Source organism: Pseudomonas sp. 43(2021), from assembly GCF_017490805.1.
GTDB lineage: Bacteria > Pseudomonadota > Gammaproteobacteria > Pseudomonadales > Pseudomonadaceae > Aquipseudomonas.
The window spans coordinates 1-428 of sequence record NZ_JAFGYJ010000608.1 but is presented as its reverse complement, the minus strand read 5'-3'; the positions used below and the strand labels follow the sequence as shown (position 1 = coordinate 428).

Below are 428 nucleotides of genomic sequence, written 5' to 3'. Positions count from 1 at the left end.
TCTCGACCCAGTCCTGCAACAGGCGCCAGTGGCCGTTGAAGCGATATTGTTCGGCCAGACGCTGGCTGCTGCCGAGCAAATGCCAGCTCAGCGCGGCGAAGGCGTCGTCGAGACGGGTTTCGCTGGTCAGTTGCGGCGCCGGGAGGCTCAGCGAGTAGCTGTTGGCGTCGTGCAGACGATAACCGCGCTCGGCCTTGCTGATATCGCATGGCATCAGCGCCAGGGTTTCGGCCAGTTCGGCAGCCAGTTCCAGCAACGCGGCAGGCTCGCCTTCGCGCAGCTCCAGTTCCAGCTCGCAGATTTCTTCCTTCTGTTTGCCAACCACCACGTGACCGAGGTCCAGCGCGGCTTCGATGACCACTTTGGTCTTGCCACGGCCCCAGGCGATTTCGGCGCGCTCGCGGACGAAATCGCCTGGGGCCGTGGCA

Annotated in this window: 1 protein-coding gene; it reads right to left on the bottom strand. The window is 64.3% G+C overall.

Going from position 1 to position 428, the window contains the following annotated elements:
- The coding region (locus J5M71_RS28930; RefSeq protein WP_207839127.1) for a CYTH domain-containing protein at positions 1-428 on the bottom strand (428 nt) is incomplete at both ends.